The sequence below is a fragment of the Cyclobacterium roseum genome, from assembly GCF_010119225.1.
In the GTDB taxonomy this organism is placed as follows: domain Bacteria; phylum Bacteroidota; class Bacteroidia; order Cytophagales; family Cyclobacteriaceae; genus Cyclobacterium; species Cyclobacterium roseum.
The window spans coordinates 668,533-694,865 of record NZ_WNKF01000001.1 but is presented as its reverse complement, the minus strand read 5'-3'; the positions used below and the strand labels follow the sequence as shown (position 1 = coordinate 694,865).

Here is a 26,333-nt window from a genome sequence, read left to right as displayed (position 1 = left end):
CCACAGATATTTCCACCAATGCAGGGGATATCAGCACCCTAAATACGGAAGTGTCTCAAAACACAACAGATATTTCCACCAATGCCAGCAATATCGCATTGAAGGAAAACAGTGCCAACAAATCCACCGACGGAACCCTGGCGGACGGTACAGACACGAAGTTCCCTACCGAGAAAGCGGTCAAGACCTATGTGGATGGAAAAGTGATTGAGTTGACTTCTAATGTGACAGGTATATTACCGGTTGCCAATGGAGGTACAGGATCAGCAACTCAAAACTTTGTGGATTTAACAACTGATCAAACCATAGCCGGCAATAAAACGATTTCTGGAGTTACAAACGTTTCCAACACAACTGAATCTACCACAATCACCACTGGTGCATTGGTAATTAATGGGGGTGTTGGTGTGACTAAAAATCTAAACGTTGGTGGTACGATCAGAACTGGCGCCGTAACCTACACCAATACCGACGGAACAAATGGCCAAGTGTTAATGACTGATGGTTCTGGAGTAACCTCTTGGAGTAATCCTACTGCTACGGTTATAGAAGTAGCAGATGAGTTTAGTGCGACAGCATCCCAAACAAGTTTCACCTTAACACAAGCCCCTTCGGCAAACAGCAAGGTAAAAATGTATGTAAATGGTATTAGAATAAGCAATACGGCCTATTCTTGGTCTGGGACTACATTAACATATGTTCCTGCAAACAATGGTGGTAATTCCTTAACAGCTGGAGATCGAATTCAAATGGATTATTCTTATTAATTGAAATATAAAAATGAAGAAATTCCCAGATGAGGTCACAACTTTCATTTGATATAAAAACGTAATATTATTTCTTTAGGATAAAAAATTTTAATGCAACTTAATAAGTTACAAATAGATGCAATTATCAATATAATGAGATTAAATAAATTAAGATTTGCTTTTAAAAACGGCTCAATTAAATTTTATTTTTTGTGCGCCATTTTAATAACAGCAATTTCTTCTGTAAGTGCGCAAGCACCAACAGGTTTTAATCTTGTTGCTTATGAGGGATTTAATTATACGAGTGGTTCCTCCTTGCTAAATGCAAATGGTGGAACGGGCTGGACAAATTTCTGGACGAAATCCTACCAGGATAGATTTTTGAAAACCTCTACAACAGGGTTTACCTATTCTGGCCTTACAACTACTGGGCTAAAGGCTGAATTTGATAATACTTGTTACGGGAGCTGTAATGCTATCGCTTCGCTTAGACGGACATTCCCTTTACAAAATCAAGGGGTGGTTTATTTTCAATTCATATCTGTTTTTGAGGCAAATGGAGGTTTTGGCACTCCTTCCATTCGACTTTTTAGTGAGGGGACACGGACAGGAGGTGTTGGTGCGAGTAGTGGTTCTTTCATGGCCATATTGGATGCTTCTCTTAGTAATACAGCTACCTCAACGGCAAGTTTGAGTGCAAAAAACCTGGTAGTAGTTCGCATAGACTATAATTTGAATAAAACGGAAATGTGGATAAACCCGAATTTGTCCACCTTTGATTATTCAAATCCGACAAGTCCCTCAGCGGAAAAAACAGGATTTTCGCCTAGTTTTGACAGAATGGATATCTTCATAAGGTCCGGTAGCATTGATGAGATTTCAGTGTTTTCAGTTAAATCTACTACACCACCAACGAGCATCTCTGGAAGTAATGAGATTTGCGCCGGTGACAATACCACATTGTCCTCCTCTGGCGGAACTACTGGATCAAATGTAATTGATGTTTGGCATTCAGGGTTATTTGATGAAGCTTTTTCTGAAGGTTGGGATACGCAGCCTTATACCACAGATCAAAGTACAATTAATTCTACTAACAACGGAATTCTAAATGTGACGTCAACCGGGGGTGACCCAAAAATAAATATGAATAATCTAGGTTCATTCGACCCTTCTGTTTATAAATATATCAATTTTCGATACAGAGTGGTTTCCGGAACAGCAAATTCAGCTGAATTATTCTTCTTAAATGGAACAATGACAGGAGCTAGTGCTGCTAAAAGGTTAGGTATTTCTTTAATATCCGATAATTCATGGCACATTGGAACTATTGACATGTCGTCACATGCAAATTGGACAGATAGCAACATTACCGGATGGAGATTTGATTACACTACCGCTTCTGGTGTAACCATGGATATTGATTTTATACAACTAGGTAAAAGCCCTATTGTAGCAACTGGAACATCTATATCGGTTTCACCAACAGTAAGCACAACTTATTCTGTGAATAGAAAAGGCCCGGGTGTCAATACAACGGCTATCTCTCAGTTAATAACCGTAAATCCATTGCCGATACCAACGTTTACGGCACAACCGGATGATATTGTGATTGATTCAGATGTAACGTATACTACTCAATCGGGCCAATCTAATTATGTTTGGACAATTCCGGGTATTGTAAATAGCGATTATTCAATAAGCTCAGGAGGCACTTCCACTGATAATGCTGTTGTTTTAAAATGGTTAAAAAAGGGGAGTAAAGCGATTCAAATTAACTATACCAATTCAAATAATTGTGTGGGTGCTACAGCAACGTCTTCTAATAGCATTAATGTAAGAAACCATGGAATAACTAAAAACGGGCTTAAAATTTCAAATCCTGTCAATTCTATAAACCAGTATGGCGCAATAGGCACTGGAAAAAGTTTAAGCATTTATGGTGAAAATAGTGACACGCCGTATAGTTTGGTTGCATCGGGCTTAATCATGCATTTGGATGCTGGTAATACATCTAGTTATCCAGGAACCGGCTCAACATGGTCAGATTTGAGTGGCAATGGTAATCATGGAACTCTTATAAATGGGATTGCCTATACTAGTGCTAACAGTGGTTCTTTAATCTTCGATGGGGTGGATGATTATTTTGTAACCAACACTAATTTAGACCTTTCTAATACAGATAAACTAACCGTTCAAATCATTCTAAAAACGGCAACTACTAGCGAAAAAATGATTATGGAGCATAGTATAAACTGGAATTCAAATAATGCATATGGCGTTTTAATCAATAGCAATAAAATGCAATTTACAGACCATAATCAAGGTTATAATGTACGCAATTCAGTAGCGACTATAAATGATAATAATTGGCATCTTTTATCAGCAACCACAGATAGAAGTTTAAGTGCTACCAATCAAACACTAATATATATTGATGGAAACTCAGCAAGTAGTGTAATTGTTCCTAACCTTGTAAATGACAACAGCGGAAATTTTACAAGTCATAAGCTATATATTTCCTCTAGAGCAGGATTAAATTACTTTTTTAACGGAACTATTGCTCAAGTATTAATCTATAATAGAGTGCTTACCGCTGAAGAAATCCAACAAAACTACAATGTCGTAAAATCAACATATGGTTTATAATGCTACTTCCTTTTATGTTTAAGCTCCCGCCTATTGAAAATTGGTGTACTTCAGAGGTTTATGATCCTCAGGCCAAAAGAGGTGGACAGAGGTATAAAAACCGGAAGGCTGGTCTGAAATACCTTTTTGCTGATCGGGCTTTTACATTTTTAAAAGTCGAATTGAACATAAGTAATTTTAATAATTGGCTACTTAATCCTACTGAAAATGGAAATCAGAAACCTGCGAAAATGGATCTTTAATATGGATTACAAAACACTATTATTCTTGGGGATTTTTATTTCCTTCAGCATTTCAACGGAGCTCTTTTCGCAAAGCTTAACGTTAGTTGGTGATGCCAAGCTTAGTTTGAAGGGAAAAGGAGTGATTTTTTCAGCGCCTTCGATACAACTCAAAGATAACAGCCAGCTGAGCAATCCTGAAAATATAACGTTGACAAAATCCGATTTTATCAAAATCATCGGTAAGGATGCAAAAATAGTCACCAGGCTTCTGGCTAAGGGTGAGATATCAAGAATAGCGGTGGGAATAGACGGTAAGACGAATTTAACCATCAAAAATACCGGTTCGAATACTACTTTTATTGTCGGAATGGAAGTCCTTTCAGACTCCGATGCTTTACCTTATTTATGGAGGATCGAAGCTGCTGAAAAATTCGGGTCAGAAAGCGCTAGTTTGCAGTTTTCATGGGAAAAAGAGGCTGAACCAGCGTCTTTTTATCCAAAAGCACTGGCCCGTCGAATGGACTCCCAATGGCTTTTTCTAAAAAATCAAACCCTTTCCGGTGAGTTGGTGAGCCTTGAGGATTTTAAAGAATCCGGACCGTCAGCCTCGTCTTTTGCAGTGAAGTCAAGCTTGGTCGATACCGACCAAGATGGAGTGCCTGATATTCTGGAAATCCAACAAGATTCTGACTATGAAGATCCGTTCGCTTATTTGGACACTGATGGCGATGGTGTACCTGATTATATTGAATTGATTCAAAATTCAGACCCATCGAATCCTTTGAGTTACCTAGACTCAGATGGAGACAGCGTCGCAGATTATATTTTTGAAAGATCCGTCGTGGTTTTATTGTTTGCCTCAGAGTTGCAAGTGCCATGGGGTTATCCCGAAATGGACCAATTCCTAACAGATTCCATCAGTGGGATGCTTGGTACTGGGATGATCGTAGATCTGGCCATCCATTGGGATAAATCTGATGTGAATATCTATAAAAGTGGCAATTATCAAATAGAGGGTGAAATCGGTTATCCAATTGGAGTATTTGATGGGTACCATTTGAGTGCAAATGTTGCGGTTGAAATCCTACCGAAGCCTGCTCCTCTGGATGTCGTCCTGGATAACGACAGCTTTACCGCAAGTTCAGAAGCGTTTTTCTTAGCAGTGGGGAGGTTTGATGTTTTGGATCCGGTTGATGACATCCACGAAATCATGCTCTATAATGAAGGGTACGACAATGGTTTTTTTGAGATCAAGGACAAAATCTTGTATTGGAGCAGCGATGAAAGGGCGGAAGGGAAGACAAGCTTTACGATCATTATCAGGGTGACCGACAGGGATGGCAATACACTGGATAAATTCTTTAAGATACACAGAGCCAGGATGCCATTCGAAGAAATCCAGATTCCCAATACCTTCACACCAAATGGAGATGGTATCAACGATGTTTGGGCTGTTTCTGAATTGAGAGCCTATCAAGGAGCCAGAATTCAAATTTTTGATGGTGGAGGTGTCAGGGTCTTCTACACTGAAAACCCTGATATAGGTTGGAATGGAAAAAGGGATGGAAAGGATATGCCAATTGGAACGTACTACTGGACCATAGAAATAAGAGAATCCGGAGAAACTAGAAGAGGCGTTTTGAATATGCTCAGGAAATAGGCATCAAATTGAAAAGGACACTTTTTATTAAAATGATATGAAAAAGCATCTGTTACTATTTTCAATCTTGCTGCTAACAGTATTGGAGGTAAATGGGCAATCTAGAAAATACATCAGCCAGTTTAGCCATTTGCAACATTATTACAATCCTGGGCTTGCCGCCTATGAGGGTTCCATGATACGTGGATTTGTAAGGAACCAGTGGCTGGGCTGGGAGGGGGCCCCCAAGACCTATTTTATATCTGCGGAACTTGATTTTGGACAACTTGCCGGGGAAACTGACCCTGGTTTGTTGGGAAAGCATGCAGTGAGTTTAAGTTTGCATCACGATACCAATGGTGCTTTTATGGAATCAGAGCTTATTGTGGGTTATGCCTCTCGGGTCAGGCTTTCGAAGACGACTAATCTTCGGTTGGGCATAGGGATCAATTACAATACAGTGAGACTTGATGGCAATAGACTGACCACTGACCAGGCTTTAGATCCAACTGTGGGTAGCTATTTTGGTGGTTTTGCCAATATGCATATTTTGGATTTTAATTTAGGCATGGCACTGACCCATAAAAACTATTATATTAGCTATGCTGTACACAATGTAAACGAAGGGAAGCTGAATAAAGGGGATGTCTTTATGGATAGAAAAGCACCATCTGGAATATTCCAGGGAGGTTATCGCAACAGGATTTCAGACAACATAGCGTTGGCCACAAATGTGATGTGGAGGACTCAGGCAGATCTTCCGGAAAACGTCGAATTTAACTTTAAGGTTTTGCTGATGGACCGGATGTGGATAGGCGCAGGCCATCGGGTAGCTTATGCAAACAACCTTCAAGTTGGTTTTGATCTTGGCGAATTAAGGATGGGATACATATATGAAGTACCGATGCTACGATCTTATCTTTTGCCCTACTCGACACATGAACTCATGCTGACTTACAGTCTTTTCAAGGATGCAACAGGAATGATATGGTGATGTATATGAATAAATTTATTCCGCTAATGTTGATTTTTTGCTTGGTTTCCAAGGCAGGAGCGCAAACGCTCAACCCCGAATTTGAAGATTTCAATCCCATCCAAAAAAATTCTTTCGATGATAGTTTTGAAATAACACCGCCATTAAGTGATAGTGATGGGGAGTTTACATTTACCAGCAGTAACCCATTGGTGGCCACCATTTCAGGTTCAACTGTTCAAATCATACATCCGGGAGAAACCACCATCACCGCCATACAGGCAGCTTCGGGTGATTTTTTCAGTGGATCTATCAGTACCACCCTGACTGTAGAACATATTTTTGTTACCAATGCTTTTGGGGCAACCATCGATTCGGGAAATAGCTATGTGGACATCAACGGTAAAAAGGGTGGAGCCTTAGGTTTAAGCATCTACGGTGAAAAAAAGCGGATTCGCTTTAATGACGGGTTAAGCATGGAAACGGCATCTACCAGTGCCTATCAAATAAAACAGGATTATCCGGAATCGGAAGACGGCTATTATTGGATCGCTCATCCCACGATAAATGCGGGGGAGCCTTTTCGGATTTATGCGGATATGACCACCGATGGCGGAGGCTGGACACTGATCCTATGTAATGTAGGTTATTCAGGATGGACCGATAGCAATGCAATATTGAGGAATCAGGATTCACCAGGATTGTCAGCCAACTATTCGATCATTGCCTGGGCCGATGTCATTAAAAAGAGTGCCAGTGGCTTTCAATACATGCTGGAAGCTTCTGCCAGAAACAGGTGGGGTGGAATTTTCACGGCTAACCAGGAATATACGTTCGTAAAAACAGACAATTCTCAAACCGACATTACCCGAAATATCAGTTTTGATAGTTATGCCTATAGCCTGGCCAATTCCAATTCTTTACAACCGCGAATGCCCTGGAGGTCTACACATAATAACGCCTTTGTCTCAACAGATAATGGTTCAGGGAATTGGTGGGGAACATTGGTCACAAGTCATTCAAATTGGAGGACTGCTCCCTGGATGAGTACAGAGCACCCCAGGCCAACGGTAATTCTATACTGGGTTAGATAGCCGAAAAAATCAGGATTACTAATAATTTTACAAAAACCTCTCCGTTTAATTTTTTATCAGATTTTTATATAAATCCTTATCAATTCTCTGTAATATTGGCAAATATCTCCGATTTTTGCAGGATAGGGATGGAAATCGGGCTTCTTTTTATCATTATTTTACTGTCAATAGGGGTATTCAATAGTTTACTTTTAATGGTCAAGGATATTTCCGCCCGATCGAACGATCGGTTTCTGGACAGTTCGTTATTTCTTTACAACTTTTTTCTGTTGGTCTATTTTTTATGGATAGAAGCCGGATACATTTTGGACATGCCCTCCATGCTGAGGGTAATGAGCCCTTTACTGTATTTGTGTGCTCCCCTGTTTTATGTTTATGTCCGAAATTCCCTGGAAAAAACCAGTGATTGGAGAAAAAGTGATTGGTTGCATTTTATTCCGGTAGTGATCCATTACCTGGATTTGATTCCCTATTTTTTGGAGCCATCCACGTTCAAACTTGAAAATGTGGCGATGGCAGTTGCCGATCCCCGGCAAATAGATCGTATTGCCAGTGGATGGATCCCCATGCGGATCCACTATGTCCTTCGAATTTTACTTCAGACAGGGTATTTTAGTTTTATTCTCTATCAAATAGTTAACGCAAAGCCCGGGTTTTTTAAAGGTGCCTTTAAGCCGTCCTCATTGAATTGGTTGGCGGTAGTGATGATTTGTATGGGATGGCTAGTGTTTTTTCAATTTTCCTTTTTGGTGGTGGAATTATTGAGTGTTTTCGAATTAGCGACATCCGAGGGTTTTGATTCCCTCTTGCGAAAACTCTCCCTGGTAGGGCTGTTATTTTTAAACCTTTACATCAATTTCAAGCCAAACCCGCTATTCAGGCCCATTAAAAAGGGTAAAATCCAGGCCAATTCCCTCCCGGTGCCAGTGGCCGATAGTAGAGAAAATAGGGACATTTCCTCCAATGGAAATCAAGTTTCTCCTCTAAAAAAGCGTATTATCGATTTGCTGGAGGAAGAAAAGGTATATCTCGAGTGTGGGTTGGATTTAGCCGCGTTTTCCAAACTTTTAGGTATTCAAAAGAATCAGGTGTCCCATGTAATCAATGATGAATTCGGTAAAAGGTTCAGTGAATTAGTAAACCAATACCGGATCAAACACGCCGTCCAACTCATACGGGAAGGCTACCTGGATGATTATACCTTGGCTGCGTTGGCCGAACAGTCAGGATTCAATTCCCGAATTACCTTTTTTAATGCTTTTAAAAAGGAAATGGGTATAAGTCCCAGCGAATTTTGGAAAGGCTTTCAGGCAAATTTACCCTAATGGGATAGAAATAAATCATCCCGGTACGCTTTAAAAAAGGCCTGCCTTTATTAAGGGCAGGCCTCTTGGTAAGGTTAGCACTTAGGCTTTCAAAGTAAACTCAGGTAACTTCAAGATTTCACCGCCTTTCATGGCTGATTCATGGGCTAAAATTCCCACACAAGTGATATTTGCTGATTGGCGTGCATCCGGGTAAGGTGCCCTTCCCTTATTTAAAGCGGTAAGAAACTCATGAACCAAATGCGGATGAGAACCACCATGTCCAGCACCCTGGATAAAAGATAGGTGTTGGTTTTCATCGGAATCATACACCCCTTGCTGCGTGAAACCTGCAATTTCATCGGGTAAAAGGTGTCCAAAATCCGGTATTTTTACTTTGGCTGGTTCCTCTCCGGTATGCACCACGCTGTCTTCGTGTTCGATCAGCGTCCATTCAAAGGACTTTTCAGAGCCATAGGCATCAAAACTTTCCCGGTACTGTCTTGCCGTATTAAAGAGAGACCGCGTTACCTCTGCGGAGAGGTCCGAATCCTTCAATTTGATATGGCAGGTTTCGATGGCGAATGGAGATCCGTATTTTTCAATCAGGTTTTCGTCTATCCTTCCGGAGCCAAAACAGGAAACATATTCCGCCTGACCTTTGGGCAATGCCAGTACCGGACCTACGCAATGGGTGGCGTAGTGCATGGGGGGCAAGCCTTCCCAATACCCCGGCCATCCGGCCATTTCCTGCTGGTGGCTGGCACGCAGAAATTGCAGTTTGCCCATTTCTCCTTTTTCGTACATCTCTTTGACAAACAGGAACTCCCGGCTGTAAATCACCGTTTCCATCATCATATAGGTTAGGCCGGACTTCTCGGTCTCTTCCACAATTTGACGACATTCATCGACGGTGGTTGCCATGGGAACGGTACAGGCTACGTGCTTGCCTGCACGCAATGCCTTGAGGGACTGTTCTGCATGAGCCTGAATTGGAGTGTTGATATGGACCGCGTCTATATCCGGGTCTTTTAGCAGTTCATCGTAGTCGGTATAGCGTTTTTCGATGCCAAACGCATCTCCGATTTCGTTGAGTTTTTCTTCGTTTCGCTGACAGATGGCATACATATTGGCCAGGGGGTGCTTTTGGTAGATGGGAATAAATTCCGCCCCAAACCCCAGACCGATAATGGCAATGTTGAGTTTTTTGTTAGACATAGCAAGGGTAATTTTATTTTGATGCAATTGGTTTAATTCAGGTACTGGCCCAGTCCTTTAGAAAGCGGAAACCATCGGATGCCAGGGCATCCTGACTGGTTGCCAGTGGTTTCCAGATACAGACGGCGCCGGCCAATTCCTTGATTTCCGGAGTGAAGCTTTCGATGGTGATGGTGCCTTTATAATTCACTTTTTCCAATCCCCGTTTGTAGTCCTCCCAGCGCGTTTGGCCGGTACCGGGGGTTCCCCGGTAATTTTCGGAAACCTGAACGTGAATCAGTTTATCACCTGCTTGCAAAATGGCCTTTTCTATATCCGGTTCTTCAATGTTCATATGAAATCCATCCAGTAAGACCTTGGCTGCCGGGTGGTTGATATCGGCAATCAGACGCATGAGTTCCTCCGTGGTATTAATCAGGTCGGTCTCAAAGCGATTTAAAGCTTCCAGTGCAATTTCCTGACCGGCTTTTTCAGCCATTAGACATACTTTATGAAGGTTGGTGACCGCCCGATCCCATTCTATTTTCTTTTGTTCCGGTGAAACCAGTCGGGCTTTACCTACGGCCGAGTACATGGGGCCTGCGACAAATTTAGCCCCCAGCTCCACGCTGATATCCAGGCATTGCTGAATATAATCAAAACTGGTTTGGTGAAAGGAAGGATCCTCATGGGTCAGATCTCTGCTGGGGCCAAAGGCACCGCAAATGATAGGACTTAATCCATGGTCTTCCAGTGCTTTTTTGACGGTTTTAGGATCTATTAACCCGGGGTCTTCTACTGGAATTTCGACCGCATCGTACCCCATTTTTTTAATTTTTGGAAAAAGGGAGACCGTTTCCGTGCTGAATGGAGAGGTCCACAGCCAGGTAGTGACTCCCAATTTGATATCTAAAGCCATTTTTTGGTATTTAATGAAAAAAACTATTCTACGATCATGATTCCATTCATAATTCGCCAGTGGCCCGGTACCGTACAAAGGTACGGGTATTCTCCGGGTTCACTGGGCGCGGTGAAGACCAGCGATTCACTCGTCTCCGGATTGACTAAAGGCGTGGAAGCCAACACCTCTGGAATCTGAGGTACAAAATTTATCGTAACGCCATTTGGATCCCGGGCCAATTCATCGGCCGCTTTGCCAATGGTTTCCAAACTGCCCGCAGCTCCAATCAGCAGGTTATGCTGCATGAAATCGTCATTCGTAAAATCGATGGTAACCTGTTGCCCTGCCTTAACGGTGAACGTGGGTTTGTCAAATTTCATCTCATGCTGGATCACGCCCATTTTTATGGTGACGGTACCCGTTGAAGGCTCATTTTGGCTTGCTACCGTATTTTCAGAAGTACCTTCGGCTGTGCTGTAGGTCGGTGCTTTAAGGTTGAGGTGAGAGCTACGGCTATTCATCCTTCCCCTAAAGTAAAACCGATCCGGATAGGTGCCGACCTGATCGGAACCCATATTGTCATGCCCGATCCGAACCCGGTTTGGGTCTAATTCCTGAATAAACAATCCCGGTGCTTTGGCTGTGCCGACTTGTCTGTCGTCGATGGTTACAACCATGCTCCCATCTGCTGACAGACTTGCTTTCAGTACAAACTGTTCAGAAGGAAGGCCGGTTCCGGAGGAGGCCTGATAGGTCTCACCATTCTGGCGTACCAGCCAGTTTATTCGGTTATTCTGAATATACAAACTGTAGCCGTTGTTGCTATTTCCCTGAGCCACGATGATCCCTTCCAGTGGTTCCTCTCCTTTGCTCAAGGTTGCCTGTAGGTGCACCTCTTTTCCCAACACATCAGGAGGGTAGGGGATTCCGGCCCTACGATCCAGGTTGTATTGTTCCGAAGCCAGACTCTTGGATACCCGTTCGCGTAAAGAAAGAAGGGAATCCGGCTTATTAAGATCGAGCATGCTGTCGGATAGCTTTGCAAAGGATTGCGGATGGGAAAGAACCGATGCGAAAATTGCTTGCGGCAGGTAGGGGTCTTCGCTATTATCAGCAGCATCTGTAGATGTTAACAGTAAATTCGATACTACTTCGGAACTTGGCATATCCGCCAACGCTAGGAAGGCCGCTTTTCGGGTATTCAAATCCTTATCTTCCAATATATTGGTCGCCAATACTGCCTCCAGACTTGCCGCATCTCTTGGCATCACCTGTAAGGCATTTTTCCTTACTCCCGCAGCAGGGTGATTCAAGGCCCGGCCTACTACCTGGTTTACGGATGCGTTGGAGCCATCCAGGGCACCAAGTCCGTGTAGGGTCCACAGCGCATGAACTGCCGGACTGTTCAGCCCGATTTCATCCGCGGACTGGTTGTCCACCAGTTTTAGTAGTTCGGGAATCAGATCAGTGTTTTGATTTTCTACTATCAGACGCTGCGCGGTCAGGCGCCAGAACATGTTGTCGCTCTTCAACCCATCCATCAGATCGCTATTGCTGTCTGGATCGATGTCCATGACGGTGTAATCATCGGAGCCCTTGTATACCATCCGGTATATTCTGCCATGTTTGGCATCTCTCAGCGGATTAATATAGGCATTGCCTTCACCGTTTTCGAATCCCTTGGGTGTAGGATTGTGCTGGATGATAAAATTATACCAATCAGCTATCCACAGGGCACCATCAGGACCTACTTCTGCATGGACCGGTGAAAACCATTCGTCCGAACTGGCCAGAATATTGAAACCATTTTTTTCTCTGAATCCGGAACCGTCTTTTTCGATGATGGCATTGTGCAATACCCTTCCGGTCGGTTCGGCAACGAATGCGACCCGATTCCAGTAAGATTTGGGGAAGTTCCGGGCCGTATAGAAATGGTGTCCGGCAGCTGCTGTATAACCACCATGCCAGTCCACCTGCCGGAGGAAAGGAGTGAGGTGTGGCATGTCGTAATGACTGTCGATTCCATGGACGGCATTTACGGAACCGCCATTTACAGGTCTCCTGACATACTCCCTGGGCATGGCCAGGTAAGCACTGTGCTGCCCGTTTGCAGTAGAAATGAATACATTGAATTCTTCGCTGAAGCCAAGGCCCCAGGTATTGTTACTCGTATTGCCAAGAAAATGGAAATCCGTTCCGTCGGGGTCAAAGTGGTAGACTCCCTGACTAAATGAAAAGGGCTTGTTATCGATTTCCCCCCGGAAGCCGGAATATCCCAATACTCCCCAAATTTTATTGTCAAACCCATACCTCAGGTTTGAGGGTCCCGCATGCGTGTCACTTTTTCCCCAACCCGTAATAACGGTTTCCTTCAAATCCGCCTTGCCATCTCCATCCGTATCTTTCAAAAAAACGAAATCGGGAGCCATGGAAATCAATATGCCACCATTTACGGCAACCAGACTCGTGGGGATGTTTAAGCCATCTGCAAAAACAGTGACTTTGTCTGCGCGACCATCTCCGTCGGTATCCTCCAGCATCTTGATTTTATCATTGCCACCATCTTTCCGCACTTCATTCGGGTAATCGGTGGTCTCAATGACAAATAGCCTGCCTTTTTCATCCCAGCACATGGCCATTGGGTTGATGATATCAGGCTCGGATGCAAAAAGTTGCAGTTCAAACCCTACCGGAACCTGTACCAATTTCATGGATTCTTCAGGGGATAAGGGGAGCTGGTACCTGGGAGCAGGATCTCTGTTTTCGTAGTTGGGAATTTCCGCATCTTCAAAAACCGGCTGAGGGATGTCGTATTCTGCAACCTGTGCGGCTACTTTATCTCCTATGGCCCACAGGACTCCATTGGCTACCAGTTTCTGGAATTCGGGTTGATCCCAGGTTCTCTCGTCGTGACCATAGGCAGTGTAAAATATGCGGCCATCGCCTTGCGATCGCACCCAGGTATAGGGTTCACGGTGCTCACCGTCTACCCGTTCCATAAGCACGATCATGTCCTCGTTAAGGTTAGAGTGCACGTAGGTTTCATCCCAGGTTTCAAATTCTTTAATTCCGCTCATTACCGGATGCGAATCATCTACGATCGATGCCGTAAAATCTCCGGTACCGTGGGAGGAAAACTGCCCGCCAACAGCTTCCACAAACCAATCCGAATTGCGAAAACAAAAAGACGCACTATGGATAGGGATAAGGGCTTTTCCCCCTTCGACATAATTTTTCAGCGCTTCTTCCTGTTCGGCAGTAATCTCATCGTGGTTGGCGTAGATCATCAAGCCGTCGTATAGCCGAAGTTTTTCTGGATTCAGGTCATTAGGATCCGCCGTGTAGGTGAGGTTGATCCCTTTCTGAAACAGATGCCTGGCAAGAGTGGGCATCAACTTCTCCGAATTATGATGGGTACTTTCGTGTCCCAAAAACAGGATTTCGGCTCGTCTGGGGCCATCTGAAAGGCTTATTTCTGTTGATTGCTTTCCACAGCCCGTGAAAATGAGCATGGCAATGGCGATTAACCCGTAGTATTTCATTGTGATTTTTGTTTGGGTACTATTGTTTGGTATTTTCAATATACTAATTTGAGGTATTTATAAGTGTATTTCTTACTGTTTTTTACCCAATACCTACTGTTTTTTGTCATTATTTTATATATTTTGCGTTATTAATAGCATAAAGTTGTTACTCGGTGAAAAAACCTTTTCAAAAATCCCGAATTCCGGAGCAAAATGCCTTTGTAGTCAAAGAACTGGTAGCACCCTACTTTGACAAGAACTGGCATTTCCATCCGGAGTACCAATTGTTTTGGGTGAAAAAGGGTAGGGGTACCCGTTTTGTGGGTGATGATATGCGGGCTTTCAAAGAAAATGACCTGGTCTTTACGGGTCCTAATTTGCCCCACCTTTGGAGAAATGACCTGGAATATTTTGAAAAAGGAAGCCCGCTGGAGACACAGGGAATTGTGGTGTATTTTCCGGAAGATTTTATAGGGGGAGACCTGATGGCGAAAGAAGAATTTGAGGAATTGAAGGTCCTTTTGGAAAAAGCAGCCATGGGCCTGGAGGTAATGGGCAGGACCAATCAGGAAGTCAGACCCTTGCTGGAAGCCCTGGTTCAAAAAAAAGGACTGGGGCGGATTATTGGCCTGTTGGAAATCTTGCAGCGATTGGCACGGTCCACAGAAATTTCTCCTATTGTAAACGCTGGGTACATGAATACCAACAAGGAATCGGAAAAAGACCGGATGAGTAAAGTGTATGCTTTTGTGATGGATCATTTTCAGCGATCGGTTAAGTTGGAGGAGGTTGCCGACCTGATAAATATGAGTAGCAGTTCGTTTTCACGGTACTTCAAATCCAGGATGAATAAATCGTTTTCGGATTTTTTATCTGAAGTGCGAATTGGCCATGCCTGTAAATTATTGCAGCGGGAAAACATGAATATCAGTGAAATCAGTTACGAATGTGGTTTTCATACCTTATCTAATTTTAATAAGCAATTCAAGGAGCGGATGAAGATGACGCCCATGAATTACAAAAAAGATTTTCTCCAACGGTATGGTTAAGTCAGTTTCCAAACCCGTATATTAAGGCCATGAAATTCATCTTAGCATTTTTATCACCTTTTTTCGGTTTATCGGAGCCCGGTATTTCCACTAAGTTTAGCACCCTGCTACATCCAGAAGTCATCCTTGAATTGGGCAATGTCAAGGTTCCCCCGAACCTCAAAAATATGTTGAAAAGGGAGTGGTCCCTAATTCGGCGAGACGAGCCCAACCCAATTTCTGAAATCCATTACGAAGGACTATTAGACAATAACCCTGCCCGAATCAAAACTGTGCGGCATCTGGAGGACATGGATAAGATAGCCCTTTTTTATTGGCACTATGCCTTATTTAAAGACCCCCATAGCCTAAAGAAAATGATTGATTTTAGTCTTAGCTGGGCAAGTAGCTACCAGGCAGACGGCAATCCGATTAACGAGAATAAATTGCTTCCGGTCGTTTATGCGTATACCTTTTTAAGCCCCGATTTGGATAGCTGGCAGCAAGATATTTTGGAAGAGTGGTTTAAAAAATTGGCAAAAGCTGAAATGGGAAATGATCGGGTTCCTTTAAATAACTGGGAAACCAAGCGCATCAACCTGGTGGGGACCATAGGTTTGTTGTTGGAAGATGAAAGCCTGGTTTTTTGGGCAGAGAAAAAAGCCACTTACTATGTGGAGAATGCCCTTTTTTCCGATGGGAGCAGTGCAGATATCCGTCAGCGGGATGCGCTAAGTTACCATGTAAGCGGGTTAAAGCCACTTTTACAATTTTTAATTTCTTTAGAGCGGGAAAAAGGTCGTGGAAAAGCCTTTTTCTACAAGGAAACGGCAGATGGAGCCTCTGTCGCACGATCCCTTGATTTTGTAATGCCTTATGCCAGGGGTGAAAAAATTTACCGGCAATGGGAAAATTCGAAAGTAAAGCTGGATCAGGAGCGGGCCGCAGCCGGATTGGAAAAATACCAACCCGGCACTGCTTATGATCCCGAAAAGTCCTATGAAACCATGGCGATGGCAGCTTATTTTGATAGTAAATATCGTATGGACCATTGCGGTTTGCCTTTGTGTCAACTAGCTGCTTTATTCGATCCAGCCTTGTGAAAACCGGATTAATTGTTACTGCTAGAGACAAGTCCGAGTTTGTTATGATCGACTTCTAAATAGTCAAGAGGGGGATTTATCCCAAATCAAAGAAGCAGCAGAGAAAGGTACAATTCCGCTGCCATCCCAACGAGCAGTACCGTCAGGTACATGCCTCCTAGTACCCAGAACTTGATCAGGGTCTTGAACCAGTGCTGCTTGTACAAACGCAATAGGGCCAGGTAGGCATAGGATGTTACCCATACAAATGCAGCCAGAAAAATCCAACTGCTGTTGATTCCACCAAAAAATGCCAGAAGTATGACGGTACCATACAGCGCATAAGCGAAGGCATGCAGGTGAAAACCCAAAATGATATTTTCAATAAAATAGACGGTTCGGCCGGCAAAGAGTATATGGATAAAAAGGGCGAAAACCGGTAGCAATACCAGCATCATCAGCGGCAGATTTTTGGCCACCTGGATCAGGAATAGGTTAGAATGGGCCACCAGGTCCCGCTTTTTTTGCAGGGATAGGCCAACGTCAAAAGCATAGGCACTGCTGTCCAGAGCCTGCCCGAATTTTTCCGTACTCACCTCGGGGTCAATGGATAGAAAGCGGAGTGTTTTCCAGGTATAGGCCTGCTCGGTTTCACTTGCTGCCTGTAGCTGTGAAATCTCTACCGGAGAAATGGCGTCGACCTTTTTCAACGCCTCCTCCACCTGCTCCTGTGCTTCGGGATCGAGTGTTTCATTTTCCCCTTTGGATTGTTGCTGTTGTACAGTCGAAATGGTAGCCTGACCGGCATTTAACAGCCTGTCAAAAAAGTCTTTCGGTATCAGGAAGCCGATCATAAAAAAATAAAACAGGGAAAACACCAGGTATAGCCGTACCGGGTGGGTATATTTTCTGCGCTGCCCCTCATTGAATGCCCTTGTGAGCTTGCCCGGTTTGAAAAAAAAGGCCGTCAGGGTCCGTATAAATCTGCCGTCAAAGCTGAAGAGGCTGGTGAGCAATTCTTCCAGAAAAACGCCAACAGGCACCTTCTGATCCTTGTTTTCCTGTCCACATTCCGGGCAGAAATTATCCCTTTCCGGCAAGCTGCTGCCGCAATTCAGGCAATGGTCATGCTTCCGATCTGCTTTCACTGCTATTATAATAGGTACCGGTGGCAAAAATACCTTTGTCCAGCTGATTTTCAATTGCAGACAGCGGATTTATTTTTTTAACAGACCCTGGCCCGCCTTCCCCCGTCACCGCGTATGGCATTTATTGCTTTCTTTCCACAATCGGCCGGGTAAGCCTTCCAAAGAGTGCCATTCGCTGTCCGGAAATATTTCCCGGCCCGCATTCCTGCAAAGCAGCCAACAAGGCAGGGTGCCGGTAGTAACCATATGCAAAATACAATGCATTGATCCGGTTGGAAGTGAAGCAGTGAGATTTGATGGGATTATCGACGACAAACAAATACGCCTGAAGGAGCGATCCGGACCCATCTTCGGCGATGTGATCGTATAGGCTGGTATCTCCCAGCCTCCGGAGAAATTCCGCATGTGCTGTAAGGTGCTCAATAAAAGTCATGGTATAATGTGTACCGCTGCCATCCGAGGGCAGGTGATCTCCGTCAATGGGATCATCACCACGCCGAATTTCCTCTGGAATGGCTCCGTTGGGTAAAATACCCCAAAGAGCTACTTTCCCATCCATTTTCCATTCGTCGCTGGTGAGCAAACGGCCAATCTGGTGTTGATTATGAGACCAAAAAGCTTCCTCCGGACTGAGCTTTTGTGCCGTTGGGCTGATTTCCTCCAGATCCCAATCAGGATGATCTCTCAGGTACCAGGCGATAAGGGCTGATGAAAAGGAACCCGCCACCCCCCAGTTGTTCTTTCTCCATCGGCTTGCCCAGGCCACTTTGGGATACATGATATCCCGTAGCCATACCTGATAGCGTATCTTGTCCTTTTTTGACCAACCCGGCCAGGATTCCAGAAGGTCAGCAGCATAAATGTACGGAGTACCTCCACGGGCTAAATTCAATATTCCCTGAGCTCCCCAGTGAAAGGTATCTTCTGCATCATTTCGGTACCCGTAGGTATCCGTAAGGTCCAATATGAGCGACCGGGATTTTCGGGCATATTTCTCCTCCCCGGTCAGGTGCCAGGCAAGGGCCGTTCCATATACCAGTTTGCCCCCGGTCGAGCTTAGCTGAATGGGACTTGTGGAACTGCGGTCATACACGATTACTTCCCCAGAGAGTTCTTTCCATTCAGAAGAAGCCGCCATCAAGCTGTCCGTAAAGTGCAGAAACGCCTGGTAATTTTGTTTATAAGGTTCCACCCCATTCAGAGCTTGTGTTTTGATCTCCGCCAGTTCCCCGACAGAAACAAGTACGCCATTTGGCTGTCTGTTTTCGGTCTGGGAAATAGTATTTCCAGTAATAAATAGCAAGGAAAGTAGCCCTAGAACCAGTTTAGCCATGAAGAAATTCATCAATTGAAAATACGTGTAGGTGTTTTTACTAGTGGGTTGCGCTATACCTTAACGAAGGTTTTGTTCACATACATGTACCAGAGCAAGGTATAAAGGATCACAAATCCTCCGATACTGGTCCAAACCGGATACCAGCTTTCGCTGTATTGTTCCAATCCAAACACCAAATCATTCGCAATGGCAGGAAAGTCAATCACATGGGAAAGTACATAAGCCGTGATGGCGTTCATGCCGATCACTTTTAAGGGAAAAGTCCAGGCAGTCTTGCCTTTGACATCAATGATCCAATAGAAGGCAGCCAGTAACAGGTAGCATACGCCAGAGGAGGCCAGCACAAAGGAACTACTCCATACCTTTTTTACGATGGGATGCCAAATGCCCCAAACCAGCCCTAAACAGAGGGCAATCAAACCCGCTGCGACCAGGTAGAGAGCTACTTTTTTACGGGGCATTTCAGATTTGATCCATTCTCCGGCAAATAGACCAGACAAGGTGGTAGCTGTAAAGCCCAAACCCGACAGCAACCAGGTATATTGAAGCCCATCGTCAAAAGGGCCAAATACCAGCCGGTCCACATAAAGGGCAAAGTTTTGGTCCGGTAAGAGGGTGCTTCTACCTACTCCCGGAATTTGAGGAAGCGTGAGTAGTAGTGCATAGGCAATCAGGCAAAAGACAAACAACAGGTAGCGACCATTTCGACTCAGATGAATAAAGGCCAGACAGGAAAAAACGTAGCCAACAGCAATGGCCTGTAAAGTATTACTAAAGATCTTAAACTGGCTGGCATCCAGGGCCAACAGATTCCCCTGCACGATCCAGCCCAGGATAAAAAGAATGACGAAACGCTTGAGTAATTTGCCATAAAGCTGTGCTTTACTGCTTTGGTCTTGCATGCGTTGGGATAGGGAAAAGGGGATGACCGCGCCTACCACAAACAGGAATAGGGGCATGATGATATCGTAAAAGGTGGAGCCAAACCATTCCGGGTGTGAAAATTGCCGGGCAAGAATGCCGGTAAAGCCTGTATCTGCTCCCCGGTGCAGAGAGGCAAAAAAACGGTCGGCAAAGATGATTAGTAACATGTCAAAGCCTCTCAAGACATCAATCGAGAGGATTCGGGGGGAGCGCTGGGGGATGGCATTCATGAAAAGGTGGGGTTATAAACTTTATTTTTTCGATTACTAATTCTGGTAAAAATAGAATAAATAGTTTAACCCGGCCATTCCCGGCGGTAGTTTTTTTATATCATCTCTTTCAAGTAGCAGGGCGGTGTACTTGGTAAATGACGCTCTTTACTCCATAAGATATTGTCGAATCTACGTTAGGGAAATGAATCGAGCGGTAGCGATAATTCAAACAGGAATCACTTCCACACATTCCACCCAGTGTTTTGCCGTCTTTCCGGTAAAATGGGCGATCTGATGACGGCAGCTAAAGCCGCACGCTACAAGTTCGCTTTCTTTGGGTGTTTTCCTGATTTCCGGAAACAACACCTCTTCACCTATTTTTTCGGATAGACTATAGTGCTCTTTCTCGTAGCCAAAGGATCCTGCCATGCCACAGCAGCCAGAGGGGATTTCCGTGCAGGAGCTGGGTTCTTTTAAGCTGCTTTTCATGGCTTGCGTTCCGTAGAGGGCTTTCTGGTGGCAATGCCCATGGATCCGCAGGTCGGCTCCTTTGCTGCGCAATTTTACGCTCAGGTTTCCCTTTTCCATTTCCCGGGCAAGAAAAACATCAATCATCATTACGTTTTCCTTCAATTTTGCCGCTACTTCTTTTTCATCCAGTAAATCAGGAAAGTCATCGTTTAAAGCCGAAGCACAGCTGGGTTCGCAGACCAACACGGGAAGACCCTCATCGATAAAGGAAAGTAACTTCTCTACGGTAGCCCCCCCTTCCTTTTTCGCTTCTCGTAGAAAACCATGGGAAATTTTGGGTCGTTGGCAGCAGCCCACATTCGCCAGGACTACTTCGTATCCGCATTCATTGAGTAGTTTTACCGCTGCCTTTCCAATGGAAGGTTCGTGATAGTTTAAGTAGGTATCGGCAAACAGTGCTACTTTTTTACCGGTTTTTGGTTGATTTTCTCCGTTTTTGTTAAACCATTGATAAAAAGTTTGGGTCGCATAGGCAGGTAGCGTGCGCCGGCTATCAAATCCTGCTATTTTTTCGAGGCTTTTTCGGAATAGGGGGGAAGATTGGATTGAATTGATTGGTTTGGCCAGGATACCTGAAAATCGTTTGGCCATCTTGGCTGCATCGCGGATCATTTTATCTCGTAAGCTAGCTCCATTGGCATCGTAATACCATTGCATCACATCGCTTTTCATTTTGGCCATGTCCACATTGCTGGGGCATTCAGATTTGCAAGCCTTGCAACTCAGGCACAGGCTCAGGGTTTCCTGCAGGCGTTCACTGCTTATACCTTTTTCGTCCAGCTGTCCTGACATGGCCATGCGTAAGGCATTGGCCCGGCCACGGGTGGTATGCTCCTCGTCCCGTGTAGCTTTAAAACTGGGACACATGGTTCCTCCCAATAGCTTTCGACATTCTCCCACACCCGTGCACATGTGGACGGATTCCTGAAAGCTCTGTTCGGACCGGTAGTGAAAAACCGAATCCAGGTCCTGGTCTTTGTAATGGCTGCCATAGCGCAGGTTTTTGGACATGGATTCCGCCTCTACAATTTTACCCGGGTTCATGCGGTTTTCCGGATCAAAAAGGCGTTTGACCTGGATCATGGCCTGGTACAATTCCTTCCCGAAGAAACGCTCGTTAAAGGGACTGCGTACCAATCCGTCTCCATGCTCCCCACTCCAGGACCCTCCGTATTCCATCACCAGATTGAAGGTGTCTTCCGCTATGGCTTCCAGCCGTTCTATGTCCGTTTGCTGCCTTAGGTCCAGGATGGGCCGGACATGGATGACTCCCACACTGACGTGGGCATACATGGCCACCTCGGTCTGGTGTTTTTTACAAATTTGCAGGGTACGGTCAATGTATTCGCGCAGGTGCTGGGTAGGAATGCCCGCATCCTCTATAAAAGGCAGGGGTTTTTTCTTGCCCTTGATACCTAGCATCAGACCAAGTCCTTTTTTCCGAACCACCCACACATCCTCGTATTCGGGCCCCTGCGGAAACAGAGGGAAGGCATATCCCAAACCCTTTTCCTGCAACTCCTTTATCATTTGAGTGGGCCGGTCCATCACATCTGCCAGCGTTTCTCCGTAAAATTCAACGATCAGAATGGCGGCGGGGTCTCCCTGGATAAAGTGACAATGCCGTTTGGTCGTAAGGTTTTCCCTACTCAGATCTACCACTATTTTATCAAGTATCTCAACGGCGGAAGGTTGGTAGGGTAGAATGCTTGTAACGGCACCAACAGCATCTAATAATTGCTTGAAATGCAGCACGCAAACAGATTTAAACTGCGGCAAGGGTTCGAGATTCAGTTTTAATTCCAGGGTAGTAGCTAAGGTGCCTTCGCTTCCGGTGATCAGTTTTGCGAGGTTCCAATTGGAAGTATGGATGAATTCGTCCAGGTTGTAGCCCCCCACACGGCGCATGACCTTAGGAAATTTCTGTTCGATCCGTTCCCGGTTTTTGCTGATAATTTTTTTAAAGTTGCGGTATATCTCTCCCTCCCTGGAATCCTGATCGGCAATCTCCTGATAGGTGTCCGGGTCGGTTTTCTTCAAATGCAATCGCGTTCCGTCCGCCAACAGCACGGTGGCTTCCAATACATGGTCCACCGTCTTGCCGTACAGAATGCTTTTGGTTCCGGAGGAATTGTTGCCGACCATTCCTCCCACATTTGCCCGGCTGGAAGTGGCCGGATCCACGGCAAAGTGAAGCCCCAATGGGGCCAGTTCCTCGTTCAAAACATCGCGCACCTTTCCCGGCTGAACCCGAACCCATCTTTCTTTGGTGTTGACCTCCAGCGTTTGATCCATGTATTTGGAAAAGTCAAGAACGATGGATTTTCCCACCGTCTGTCCGGCCAGACTGGTGCCTCCCCCGCGAGGTAAAATGGTAACTTGATTCTTGTTAGCCCATTCAAGGGCCTTTTTCACATCGTCCTCGTTTTTGGGTAAGACTACGGCAATCGGAAAAATCTGGTAGATGCTCGCATCAGTGGCATAGATTCCCAGTGAATAGGAATCAGTCAAAACTTCTCCTTTTATGCCGGCAAGCAGATCGGATACCGTTTCCTTTGCGGTTGGGGGATTTGTTCGCATGGGGTTTATTGTCAATTTGTTCAAAGATATTATTTTTTGTGGTTTGATAACAAGCGCAATTATTTTTATCTAATTGACTGCAGCCTTTGACAGAAAAATTGTTTGAACTTGAAAAGACATATTGTATTTTACGCTTGATTTTGAAAAAAACAGGTCATTAGTAACGCAGTTATAAATTATGGATAGTAAAAACAATAATCGGCGAACATTTCTTAAATCCACGGGCACCGCAGTCATTGGCAGCGCAGTGTTGCCCATGGGGTTTTCGATCCGCCAGGGCTATGCTGCCCGTAGGGAGCCGTTGAAAGTAGGTCTTATCGGATGTGGGGGAAGAGGTACAGGGGCGGCCGCCCAAGCCCTTAAAGCCGACAAGGATGCCGAACTTACTTGTATGGCAGATATTTTTTCAGATTACCTGGAGGAATCCTTTCAGTCCTTGAAGAAAATGAATCCGGAGCAAGTTAAGGTTACGGATGCGCAGAAATTTGTTGGTTTTGATGCCTACCAAAAGGTATTGGATGCGGGCGTGGACGTAGTGATCCTTACCACGCCGCCTGCTTTCCGACCAGCGCATTTTAAAGCTGCCGTAGATGCTGGCAAGCATGTATTTTGTGAGAAACCCGTAGCGGTGGATGCTCCTGGAGTTCGTAGTGTATTGGCATCTGCCAAGAAAGCGAAAGAAAAAGGGCTATCGGTGGTGTCGGGTTTTACCTTTCGATACGACTTTCCGAAACGAGCTCTATTTGGGCGGATTTTAGATGGGGAGATTGGGGAGGTGACCAACGTATTTACCGCCCGAAACGGAGGCGGTTTGTGGTATAAGCCCCGGCAGGAAAATTGGACCGAAATGGAGTACCAGTTGAGAAATTGGTACTACTACGATTGGCTATCAGGGGATTATATCGTTGAAATGATGGTTCACAGCCTGGACATGATGTCCTGGGCACTGGGAGACAGGTTGCCGCTACAGGCTACCGGAACCGGTGGACGCCAATCCAGGACCGAATCTCAGTGGGGTAATATTTACGATCACTTTGCCATTGAGTACGAATACGAAAATAATATCAAAGGGGTGCATTTCAGCAGGCAACAAAAAGGTTGCTCCAACACCAATAAAGTAGATATCGCCGGAACCGAAGGGTTTGCCTCCGTTGATATTGGTAAAAGGATCCACGCTACCATGGGCTCCGAACGCTGGGATTACAAGGGAGAATCCAACAACCCCTACGAGACGCAGCACGAAGAACTTTTTGCCTCCATTCGAGCAGGCCAACCCATGAACGAAGGCGAGCTGATGGCAAATAGTACCATGCTTGCCATTTTAGGCCGCATGGTGGGCTACAGTGGACAAACCATTACCTGGGAGCAGGCGATGAACAGCGAACATAAATTGGGACCGGCCGCAGATGATTACCGCTGGGATCTGGTGGTAGACGTGCCGCCGATTGCCGTTCCGGGAATTACTAAAGTGGTGTAGCATCTGATGAGTTTTTAAATTAATTTTATGAATAATAGACAAATAATACCCGTATTTCTACTTTTCCTGCTGCTTTTTTCTACAAAACTAAAGGCCCAGGATTTATTGTTTGAGTTTGGAAAGGAGCAAGATCTGAATGCCTTGATTCAAGGAAAGACCAGCGATGAACAAGGCATTCGCTGGATAGATGTCAATACAGGTGCGGATACCTGGAGATTTGAAGGAGATGAACTGGTCTGTGAAGGCATGCCCATAGGAGTTATCCGGTCGGAAAAGCAATACGAAAATTTCATCATGTATGTGGAATGGAAGCACATGGAGGCCGGCGGAAATTCCGGTAGCTTTGTCTGGTCCGGAGCAGTGCCTGGCGAAAACCGCCTTCCTGATGGAGTGGAGGTGCAAATGCTGGAATTGGACTGGGTTAACCAAAATAGAAGGCCTGATGGGGAGCTACCACCCATAGCCTATGTACATGGGGAATTATTTGGTGTGGGTGGAGTGGAAACCGTTCCGGACAACCCGCGGGGAACCCGGAGCAAATCCATCGAAAACCGATGCCTGGGCAAGGGAGAATGGAACACGTACGTTGTCGTTTGTGTGGATGGTGTCATCAAACTGTCTGTAAACGGGAAGTTTGTAAACGGCATCAGCCAGTCAACGCAGAAAAAAGGGTATATCTGTCTGGAATCGGAGGGGGCTCCGATCCATTTCCGCAACCTGACCGTCACCCCACTTCCTCCCGGCGTTACTTCGGCGGAGCAAATCGCCCCGTTATTACCCAACCCTTAATACCGATCCTTATGGTGAACGACCTATCCCAGATTCATGAACTCCTATCTGATTTGTTTGAGTGGCCACAATCGGAGAAAGAATGGGAAAAGTACCGGCTCTCGGAGGAACAAATTGCTTTTTTCAAGGAAAATGGCTACCTCTCCCATATCAAATTATTGGATTCCTGGCAAATAGACCAGCTAAACGATGAGTTGGAGGCGTTAACCGATCCCAATCACCCCGGGAATGAATTGTTTTACGAGTTTAAGTCCAATGAATCAGAGGATCCCAATACGGTTTTGTTTCATTCCTTGGGTCATTGGCGCATAAAAGAGGGATTTCACGATATTTTGTGGAATCCGGCCTTTTTAATGGCGGCCAGCCAGCTGCTGGAAGATAAATCCGTGCGGTTTTGGCACGATCAGCTGTTCTGTAAACCCGCCAAGCATGGCGGGGTAGTTGCCTGGCATCAGGACTACTCCTATTGGACCCGCTCTGTCCCCATGCAGCACCTCACCTGCTGGGTTGGCTTAGACGATGCAGACATTCAAAATGGCTGTATTTATTATGTTCCGGGCAGCCATCGCTGGGGCTTGCTGGACAAACCAGAGTTGGCCGGGAATATGGAAGGCCTGATGGACTACCTTACCGAATCACAAAAAGAAGAATTCCGGCCTGTTCCCATAGAAATGAAAAAAGGATACGGTACCTTTCACCACCCCTTAATGGTGCACGGATCCTACGAAAACAAGTCCGAAAGGTCCCGAAGGGCGTTCGTTTTGAATGTATTCGCGGATGGGACTCAATCCAATACCGATCAGGAACTTTTGGCTGGAGTGCCGGTGTACCGACCAGGGGAAAAGCTAGAAGGTCAGTTTTTCCCACTTCTGCTGGACAGGGATAAAATCTATCCAAAGGCCTGAAAAGTAGCATGCGACATATCCGAAAGAACAGCATTCCTACTTGCCCGTGGTTAGGCCGAATACTTATCTT

Annotated in this window: 18 protein-coding genes; 11 read left to right on the top strand and 7 right to left on the bottom strand. The window is 45.1% G+C overall.

The genetic code is table 11. The features are described from left to right. The 6 genes from GJQ68_RS02765 to GJQ68_RS02740 form a co-directional block, all read left to right on the top strand. Window positions 1-767: hypothetical protein (locus GJQ68_RS02765; RefSeq protein WP_162415742.1), on the top strand; the 767-nt coding region annotated here is incomplete at its 5' end. 93 nt (window positions 768-860) lie between these two features. Further along, window positions 861-3,395, top strand: a complete 2,535-nt coding sequence (locus GJQ68_RS02760; protein ID WP_162415741.1) for a LamG domain-containing protein — start codon at window positions 861-863, stop codon at window positions 3,393-3,395. A 207-nt stretch (window positions 3,396-3,602) separates the two neighbouring features. Continuing rightward, complete coding sequence (locus GJQ68_RS02755; RefSeq protein WP_162415740.1) at window positions 3,603-5,279, top strand: gliding motility-associated C-terminal domain-containing protein; 1,677 nt, start codon at window positions 3,603-3,605, stop codon at window positions 5,277-5,279. A 37-nt stretch (window positions 5,280-5,316) separates the two neighbouring features. Continuing rightward, window positions 5,317-6,252, top strand: a complete 936-nt coding sequence (locus GJQ68_RS02750) for a PorP/SprF family type IX secretion system membrane protein (protein ID WP_162415739.1) — start codon at window positions 5,317-5,319, stop codon at window positions 6,250-6,252. Window positions 6,253-6,278: 26 nt separating this feature from the next. Beyond that, on the top strand, window positions 6,279-7,325 hold the full coding sequence (locus GJQ68_RS02745) for a fibrinogen-like YCDxxxxGGGW domain-containing protein (RefSeq protein ID WP_162415738.1): 1,047 nt from the start codon (window positions 6,279-6,281) through the stop codon (window positions 7,323-7,325). A 194-nt stretch (window positions 7,326-7,519) separates the two neighbouring features. Next, window positions 7,520-8,650: a helix-turn-helix domain-containing protein gene (locus GJQ68_RS02740; protein ID WP_162415737.1), complete on the top strand. Its 1,131-nt coding sequence runs from the start codon at window positions 7,520-7,522 to the stop codon at window positions 8,648-8,650. Window positions 8,651-8,731: 81 nt separating this feature from the next. Here the strand turns inward: GJQ68_RS02740 and GJQ68_RS02735 are convergent, their stop codons facing one another. The 3 genes from GJQ68_RS02735 to GJQ68_RS02725 are packed head-to-tail and all read right to left on the bottom strand — an operon-like array spanning window position 8,732 to window position 14,269. After that, window positions 8,732-9,847: a Gfo/Idh/MocA family protein gene (locus tag GJQ68_RS02735; protein ID WP_162415736.1), complete on the bottom strand. Its 1,116-nt coding sequence runs from the start codon at window positions 9,845-9,847 to the stop codon at window positions 8,732-8,734. 37 nt (window positions 9,848-9,884) lie between these two features. Then, window positions 9,885-10,745, bottom strand: coding sequence for a sugar phosphate isomerase/epimerase family protein (locus tag GJQ68_RS02730; protein ID WP_162415735.1), 861 nt, complete (start codon window positions 10,743-10,745; stop codon window positions 9,885-9,887). 23 nt (window positions 10,746-10,768) lie between these two features. Further along, window positions 10,769-14,269 carry a PVC-type heme-binding CxxCH protein gene (locus GJQ68_RS02725; RefSeq protein ID WP_162415734.1) on the bottom strand — a complete coding sequence of 1,167 codons (3,501 nt, stop codon included), beginning with the start codon at window positions 14,267-14,269 and terminating at the stop codon, window positions 10,769-10,771. 155 nt (window positions 14,270-14,424) lie between these two features. Here GJQ68_RS02725 and GJQ68_RS02720 point away from each other — a divergent pair, with 155 nt between their 5' ends. After that, window positions 14,425-15,300, top strand: a complete 876-nt coding sequence (locus GJQ68_RS02720; RefSeq protein WP_162415733.1) for an AraC family transcriptional regulator — start codon at window positions 14,425-14,427, stop codon at window positions 15,298-15,300. A 29-nt stretch (window positions 15,301-15,329) separates the two neighbouring features. Further along, complete coding sequence (locus GJQ68_RS02715; protein WP_162415732.1) at window positions 15,330-16,382, top strand: alginate lyase family protein; 1,053 nt, start codon at window positions 15,330-15,332, stop codon at window positions 16,380-16,382. 86 nt (window positions 16,383-16,468) lie between these two features. On the opposite strand, the gene GJQ68_RS02710 is transcribed toward GJQ68_RS02715, so the two are convergent. From GJQ68_RS02710 to GJQ68_RS02695, 4 genes are all read right to left on the bottom strand, one after another. Beyond that, the gene (locus tag GJQ68_RS02710) at window positions 16,469-17,509 is read right to left on the bottom strand and encodes a DUF3667 domain-containing protein (RefSeq protein WP_162415731.1); all 1,041 of its coding nucleotides are present in this window, start codon (window positions 17,507-17,509) and stop codon (window positions 16,469-16,471) included. A 121-nt stretch (window positions 17,510-17,630) separates the two neighbouring features. Beyond that, the gene (locus GJQ68_RS02705; RefSeq protein WP_162415730.1) at window positions 17,631-18,842 is read right to left on the bottom strand and encodes an alginate lyase family protein; all 1,212 of its coding nucleotides are present in this window, start codon (window positions 18,840-18,842) and stop codon (window positions 17,631-17,633) included. A 53-nt stretch (window positions 18,843-18,895) separates the two neighbouring features. Then, window positions 18,896-19,999, bottom strand: coding sequence for an acyltransferase family protein (locus tag GJQ68_RS02700; RefSeq protein ID WP_162415729.1), 1,104 nt, complete (start codon window positions 19,997-19,999; stop codon window positions 18,896-18,898). 207 nt (window positions 20,000-20,206) lie between these two features. After that, window positions 20,207-23,092 carry an FAD-binding and (Fe-S)-binding domain-containing protein gene (locus GJQ68_RS02695; protein ID WP_162415728.1) on the bottom strand — a complete coding sequence of 962 codons (2,886 nt, stop codon included), beginning with the start codon at window positions 23,090-23,092 and terminating at the stop codon, window positions 20,207-20,209. A gap of 178 nt (window positions 23,093-23,270) precedes the next feature. Between GJQ68_RS02695 and GJQ68_RS02690 the strand changes: the two genes are divergently transcribed. Genes GJQ68_RS02690 through GJQ68_RS02680 form a run of 3 tightly spaced genes read left to right on the top strand, consistent with a single transcriptional unit; the run spans window position 23,271 to window position 26,263 of the window. Continuing rightward, window positions 23,271-24,569, top strand: coding sequence for a Gfo/Idh/MocA family protein (locus tag GJQ68_RS02690; protein WP_162415727.1), 1,299 nt, complete (start codon window positions 23,271-23,273; stop codon window positions 24,567-24,569). 27 nt (window positions 24,570-24,596) lie between these two features. Beyond that, window positions 24,597-25,358 carry a 3-keto-disaccharide hydrolase gene (locus tag GJQ68_RS02685; RefSeq protein WP_162415726.1) on the top strand — a complete coding sequence of 254 codons (762 nt, stop codon included), beginning with the start codon at window positions 24,597-24,599 and terminating at the stop codon, window positions 25,356-25,358. Between the two features lie 11 nt (window positions 25,359-25,369). Next, the gene (locus tag GJQ68_RS02680; RefSeq protein ID WP_162415725.1) at window positions 25,370-26,263 is read left to right on the top strand and encodes a phytanoyl-CoA dioxygenase family protein; all 894 of its coding nucleotides are present in this window, start codon (window positions 25,370-25,372) and stop codon (window positions 26,261-26,263) included. Window positions 26,264-26,333: the final 70 nt, after the last annotated feature.